The organism is Phragmitibacter flavus (assembly GCF_005780165.1).
Lineage (GTDB): Bacteria > Verrucomicrobiota > Verrucomicrobiia > Verrucomicrobiales > Verrucomicrobiaceae > Phragmitibacter > Phragmitibacter flavus.
In genome coordinates, this window is the sequence record NZ_VAUV01000008.1 from 341,732 (window position 1) to 348,255 (window position 6,524).

Sequence of the window (6,524 nt, forward strand, 5' to 3'; positions counted from 1 at the left end):
AGTTATCAACAAAAGCATCTTCATCATCATATTACTCCTCCCTGTCTGCCGGCAAGTTAGCTCCCCACCTTCCCACGCTATAACTCACCCCCCATGCACTCAGTAAAATCAACCCCGCCAAGATCCCCATCGGCACCCACGGAAAATAAAACTGCAAGGTCCACCCAAACGTCTGCTTGTTGATCACATACACCAACAGCCACCCCAACGCCAGACTCAACACCAACCCGCTCACCACCCCTCCCAGGGCCAGCAACACCCCCTCCCACGCCGTCGACCGCGCCATCTCCTTCCGCGTCAATCCCAATGCCCGCAACGTGGTAAGCTCCCCCCGCCGCTCCAGCTGCACACTCGCCAGCGTCATCCCCAAACCAATCACCGCCACCACCACGCCGATCAACTCCAGCGCATGCGTGATCGCAAACGTCTGCCGGAAAATCCGCATCACCTCCCCGCGCAGATGCGCATTAGTAAACACCGACAACCCCGGAAACTCACTTACCAGCTCCGCCTTCACCACCTCCGCATCCACCCCGTCCTTCACCATCAAAATCAACCGCGACGCCGACTCCTCCTTCAACCACTTCGCCAGGTGCACCCGGTCCACACTCACCGTCCCCCGCTCATTCCCATAATCCGCAAACACGCCGGCAATCGTCAAATCCTTCACCCCCTCCGGCGTCGGCACCCTCACCACATCGCCACGGCGTTTTTGAAACCTCTCCTGGAAACTCTCCGACACCAAACACAACCCCTCATTCCTCGCCACATCAAACACCGCCTCATTGACCGGCTCCTCCAGCCACGCCTGCTCCACATGACGTTGCAAAAACCCCAGATCACTTCCCGCCAGCATCGTCTCACCCTCCGCCAGTTGCACCGGCTGAAAATACAGTCCATTCACCTCCGCCACCCCTGGATGTGAAGCAATCTTCCGCTGCGTCTCCAATCGAATCAAATTGCGCGAAGCCGCCCCCTGCGCCCCGTCGCTCGACACATAAATATCCGCCTGAAACGTTCGCTCAATCCACCCCCGCATCGTCTTGTCAAAACTCCCCACCAACACCGACATCCCCGCCGTCATCGCCACCGCACAAAGCAACGCCGCCACCGCCAGCCGATGCCGCGAAGATGCCCGACGCAAATGACTCAACGCAAACCGCCACATCACCGAACCCCCAACCACCCTCTCCAATCCCCTCGCGAAAAACCGCAACCCATTCCCCGCCGTCACCCCCCCTCCCAACACCCAGCACAACGCCGCCACATACCCCGCCAACGCCAATCTCGCTCCACCCTCCAACCTCAACGGCGGCAACCAAGCCAACACCAATCCTACCAGCAACAACATCGGCCCCAACCACCAGCGCCGCCATAACACCGCCCCCAAAGGCTGCGGCGCATGACGCGACAAAAGCTGCGCCGGCGGTGTCATCGCTGCCGACTTCGCCGGCCACCATCCCGCCACCAAACTCGCCCCAATCCCCAATCCCATCGCCACCCCGAAATCGCCCCACGACAACATCACCGACTTCGCCTGCGTCTGATGATACAGCGTGTTCACCGTCTGCCCCACCAATCCCACCGCTGCCTGCGCGCCCGCCCATCCGAGCATCGTCCCCACCAAACCACCGGCCACCCCCAGCAACGCCGACTCCACCAGCCACATGCGTCGCAAATCCCCCGACCTCACCCCCAGCGAACTCAAAATCGCCGTCTCCTCCCGCCGCCGCACCACCGCCCCATCCAACGCCTGAAACACCAGATACAACCCCACCAATAACGCCAGCATTGACAAAATCCCCAGATTCCAACGAAACGCCCGCGTCATCATCGAAGCCGCTTCCCGCCGATCCTCCGGCGTCACCAACTGCCACCGCTCCCCACAAAATTTCACCAGCACCTCGCGCATCGCCTCACGCCTCTGCGTCTCCTTCGGCAACACCATCTCCACCCGGTCCAGCATCCCCTCCATCTCCGCCACCCGCTGCAAGGCCGGCAAATCCATCAACAACAACGTCTCCGGCATCTGCGCCACTTCCTCCCGTTGCGGCAACACCCCCGCCACCGTCAAGCTTACCACCCGATCCTGAATCACCACCCGAAACTCCGATCCCGCCGCCAGCCCTTCCTTCTTCGCCAACGCCTCACTCACAAACACCCCGCGCTCATCCTGAATCCCCGACACTCCCTCCGGCAAGGTCCCCGCCTGCAAATTCAACAACCCCACCAAATCCAAACCCAACAACGTAAAACTCTCCCGCTGCCCAATCGCCATCACCTCATCCACCCCACGCGGACGCGCCGCCGTCGTCTCCACCACCGGAATCAAATGCACCTCAAAATCCTCCAGTGCTTCCCGCAACTCCACCAACACCCCCTCCGGCAACCCACCCGCCGGCGACCGCAAAATAAAATCACTCCGCACCGCCACCAGTTCCGTGAAATCCGCAAACCCCTCCATCGCCGCCTTGTTCGCCAGCCGGATGCTCAAATAAACCGCCACCCCCAAAGCCAGCGTCAACACCAGCAACAACGACGTCCCCGGCGCACCCCGCCAGTGCCGCCACGTGAACAACCTCAACAACAATCGCAACCCCTTCATCCGCGTTCTTCCCCCACAATCCGCCCATCACGCAACTTCAACACCCGATCACAAATCCGCGTCGCCTCATCACTGTGCGTCACCAACACCAGCGCCGTGCCCGACTCGTCCGAAAGCTCCCGCAACAACGCCAAAATATTCGCCCCGTTCGCCGAATCCAAATTTCCTGTTGGCTCATCCGCCAGCAACAACCCCGGTCGATGCGCCAGCGCCCTTGCAATCGCCACCCGCTGCATCTCCCCACCCGACAACTGCGACGGCAGCGCCCGCGCCCGGTGTCCGATCCCAACCCGCTCCATCAACTTCGCCACCCGCTCCTCACGCTCCGCCTTCCCCACCCCGTTCAAATGCAGCGGAAACTCAATGTTCTCCGCCGCCGTCAAAGTCGGCAACAAATGGAAAAACTGAAAAATCGTCCCCATCCGCGACCGACGCAACTGCGCCAGCTCATCGCCGCCCATCGCATTCATCGCCCTTCCTTCAAACAGCAACTCACCCCCGTCCACCCGATCCACCCCACCCAGACAATTCAACAACGTCGTCTTCCCACTCCCCGAAGGGCCCGTCAACGCCACCCGCTCCCCCGCCTTCACTGACAACGAAACTCCGGCGAGCACCACACGGTCCTCATACGCTTTCGAAACATCCCTGGCATCCAGCAACAACATCGGGAGTAACATACGCCTCCCACCCGTATTCCGAGCGCCTGCAATAAAAACTTCCCCTTGTCCTTGGCCCTCAATTATCTTTCCTCCATGTCCCGCTTCAAAACCGCTGCACTCCTGCTCCTCCTATCCCAGCTCCTGCCGTGCCAGGCCCCGGCGGTGAATCTGGAACGCCTCGTCATCAGCGAAAACCAGCGATTCCTCACGACTGAAAACGGCGACCCCTTCTTCTACCTCGGCGACACTGCCTGGGAACTCTTCCACCGGCTCAACCGCGAAGAAGCCGACCACTACCTTACCGACCGCGCCCAGAAAGGCTTCACCGTCATCCAGGCCGTTGCGCTCGCCGAACTCGACGGACTCAACACCCCCAACGCCTACGGCCACCGACCCTTCCTCAACAACGATCCCACCCAACCCGACCTCAAAGACGGACCCAACAACGACTACTGGGACCACGTCGATCACATCATCAAAAAAGCCAACACCCTCGGCCTGCGCGTCGGCTTCCTCCCCACCTGGGGCGACAAATGGAACCTCAGCAAGGGAGCCGGACCCGAAATTTTCACCCCTGCCAACGCCAACCTTTACGGACGCTGGCTCGGCGAACGTTACAAAAAACACGGCCTCATCTGGATCGTGGGCGGCGACCGCACCGTCGACAACGAAACTCATCGCGAAATCATCCGCGCCATGGCCCTCGGCCTCCGCGCCGGTGACGATGGACAACACCTCATCACCTTCCATCCTCGCGGCGGACAAGGCTCCATCGACATCTTCCCCGACGAATCCTGGCTCGACTTCCACATGCGCCAAAACGGACACGACGCCGAATACAACCCCCGCTACACCACCCTTCTCGCCGACTACGACAAGAAACCCATCAAACCCACGCTCGACGGCGAACCCCTTTACGAAGACCATCCCATCGCCTTCAAAGCCGACATGTTCGGCCATTCAATTTCCGCCGACGTCCGCCGCCCGCTCTATTGGAATCTCTTCGCCGGAGCCTGTGGCCACACTTACGGTCACCACTCCGTCTGGCAGATGTGGACCCCTTCCCGCAAACCCGTCAACAATCCTCTCATGTCGTGGCCCGATGCCCTCCAGCAACCCGGTGCCGCCCAGATGCAGCACGCCAAAAACCTGCTTCTCTCCCGTCCCTATTTCACCCGCATCCCCGACGAAAAAACCGTCCTGGTCGAATCCCCGGTCAAATCCGCCATGCCCGGCACCGGTCGGTATCACTTCAGCGCCACCCGCGACCTTGAAGGCCGCTACGCCATGGTCTACGCTCCCGCTGGACGCAGCTTCAAAGTGAGCCTCACCGTCATCAAAAACGCCCCCGTCAAAGCCTGGTGGTTCGATCCCCGCGACGGCAGCTCCCAGCTCATCGGCGAATTCCCCAACACCGGTCAGGGCGAATTCACCCCACCCAATCCCGGCGAACACCTCGACTGGGTCCTCGTCCTCGACGACGCCAGTCAAAACTTCCCCGCCCCCGGCACCGTGCCTTGACGAACTAAACCCGCGCCAGAACCTCTTCCAACCCCGCCCACTCCATCAAAAAACTGTCGGCATTTTCATGCACCTTGGGCCGCACCACCACGGCCCCAAACCCAATAAAATGATCCACCGCTGGCTTCGTCTCCAGATCACTCACCCCATCCCCCACCATCACGATCTGCTCCGGCTTCCACTCCTCACGCAGCTTCTCCACCACCTCCACCTTGCCGCCATTTCTCGTCGTCGGATAATCCTCGCCAAATCCAACATACTCCCCCGCCTCATCAAAAAACAACGGCACCGCCTCAATCCGCTCGATCCCCAACTCCGCCGCCAAAGGTTCGATGCAAGGCACAAACCCCCCACTCAAAATCGCCACCGTCCAACCCAATTCACGCGCCCGGTCCAAAGCCTCACGCACTCCAGGGACCTCATGCTTGATGTAATCCTGTCCGATCGCCTCACAATCCTGCCTTGTCGGCCGGATCACCTCCAGCCGACGTGCAAAAATGCTATCAATCGAAATCGTCCCATCCATCGCCTGACGGGTCGCCTCCTCCACCTGTTGAAAAACTTCCGGACCACGCAACCGCGCCAGTTCATCAATCCCCTCAAGAGCACTCAGGGTGGAGTCGCAGTCTACTAATAACAATTTCATGGCCTTTAAAAGAACCGCGTCCATCACCCACACCCCACCGACCATCAAGCCAGAAATTTCACCCCACCAAAATCGGTTGCCTCCAAGGTCAACCCTTGGTTAATAAAACCCCTTCATGATGACCGAGCCCGCCTCCACTTTACGCATTCTTTTTTTAGGCGATGTGATGGGCGACCCTGGACGCAAGGCCATCACCGCCCTTCTGCCCTCGCTCAAAGAGGAACTGCAGGCCGACTTCATCATCATCAACGGTGAGAACTCCGCCGGTGGACGCGGCATTACCCCGAAGATCGCCATCGGCCTCATGCGCGCCGGAGCCGCCGTCATCACCACCGGCGACCACATCTGGGACCAAAAAGAACTCGTTCCCTGGCTCGCTGAAGAACCCCGACTCCTCCGTCCCATCAACTACCCCGCCGGCACCCCCGGTCAGGGCAGCATCGTCCTCGAAACCAAAAAAGGCAAAGTCGGCGTCATCAACGTGCAAGGCCGCACCTTCATGAAAATGACCCTCGACAACCCCTTCACCGCCATGCAGCAGGCCGTCGAGGAAATGCGTCAGGAGACCCCCATCATCTTCGTCGACATGCACAGCGAAACCACCAGCGAGAAAGTCTCCCTCGCCTGGTTTCTCGACGGCACCGTCTCCGCCGTCGTCGGCACCCACACCCACGTGCAAACCGCCGACGAACGCATCCTCCCCAACGGCACCGCCTTCCTCACCGATGCCGGCATGTGCGGCCCGCGCGACTCCTGCATCGGTATGGACGTGCAAGCCGCCATTGACCGCTTCCTCACCCACATGCCCAGCCGACACCAAATCGCCAAAGGCCCCGTGCTCCTCTGCGGTGCCCTCATCGAAGTCGACACCACCACCGGCAAAGCCCTCTCCATCCAGCGCATCCAACGCGAATGGATCGACAACCTTCTCGCCTAGTTCAGCGCCATGGAGCGCCGACGTATCCAGACTGTGTAAAAAGCCCATTCCATCCGTTGATGGCCCGTCAATGGGTGCGCAATGGCCAACAAGGGAGGCCTTTCCTTGATCTGCGTGACCTTCTCTTGATGACTTGCTCGCTTGTCTTCTAAC

At 60.3% G+C, this 6,524-nt stretch carries 5 protein-coding genes; 2 read left to right on the forward strand and 3 right to left on the reverse strand.

Going from position 1 to position 6,524, the window contains the following annotated elements; all coding sequences use genetic code 11:
• Nucleotides 1–31: 31 nt before the first annotated feature.
• Nucleotides 32–2,605 carry an FtsX-like permease family protein gene (locus FEM03_RS12880; RefSeq protein ID WP_138086666.1) on the reverse strand — a complete coding sequence of 858 codons (2,574 nt, stop codon included), beginning with the start codon at nt 2,603–2,605 and terminating at the stop codon, nt 32–34.
• A complete protein-coding gene (locus FEM03_RS12885; RefSeq protein ID WP_166442827.1) occupies nt 2,602–3,285 on the reverse strand; it encodes an ABC transporter ATP-binding protein in 684 nt (227 codons plus the stop codon). The genes FEM03_RS12880 and FEM03_RS12885 overlap by 4 nt, the downstream gene beginning before the upstream one ends.
• A gap of 75 nt (nt 3,286–3,360) precedes the next feature.
• Here FEM03_RS12885 and FEM03_RS12890 point away from each other — a divergent pair, with 75 nt between their 5' ends.
• Complete coding sequence (locus FEM03_RS12890; protein ID WP_206170989.1) at nt 3,361–4,788, forward strand: glycoside hydrolase family 140 protein; 1,428 nt, start codon at nt 3,361–3,363, stop codon at nt 4,786–4,788.
• 4 nt (nt 4,789–4,792) lie between these two features.
• Here the strand turns inward: FEM03_RS12890 and FEM03_RS12895 are convergent, their stop codons facing one another.
• Complete coding sequence (locus FEM03_RS12895) at nt 4,793–5,434, reverse strand: HAD-IB family phosphatase (protein WP_138086668.1); 642 nt, start codon at nt 5,432–5,434, stop codon at nt 4,793–4,795.
• Between the two features lie 115 nt (nt 5,435–5,549).
• On the opposite strand from FEM03_RS12895, the gene FEM03_RS12900 reads away from it, so the two are divergent.
• The gene (locus FEM03_RS12900) at nt 5,550–6,371 is read left to right on the forward strand and encodes a TIGR00282 family metallophosphoesterase (RefSeq protein ID WP_240772767.1); all 822 of its coding nucleotides are present in this window, start codon (nt 5,550–5,552) and stop codon (nt 6,369–6,371) included.
• The last annotated feature ends 153 nt before the right edge of the window (nt 6,372–6,524 follow it).

What these genes read in the sequence shown, in the direction of transcription:
- FEM03_RS12900 (WP_240772767.1), top strand. Translation starts at nt 5,550, where the DNA reads ATGATGACCGAGCCCGCCTCCACTTTACGCATTCTTTTTTTAGGCGAT.
- FEM03_RS12890 (WP_206170989.1), top strand. Translation starts at nt 3,361, where the DNA reads ATGTCCCGCTTCAAAACCGCTGCACTCCTGCTCCTCCTATCCCAGCTC.
- FEM03_RS12895 (WP_138086668.1), bottom strand. Translation starts at nt 5,434, where the DNA reads ATGAAATTGTTATTAGTAGACTGCGACTCCACCCTGAGTGCTCTTGAG.
- FEM03_RS12880 (WP_138086666.1), bottom strand. Translation starts at nt 2,605, where the DNA reads ATGAAGGGGTTGCGATTGTTGTTGAGGTTGTTCACGTGGCGGCACTGG.
- FEM03_RS12885 (WP_166442827.1), bottom strand. Translation starts at nt 3,285, where the DNA reads ATGTTACTCCCGATGTTGTTGCTGGATGCCAGGGATGTTTCGAAAGCG.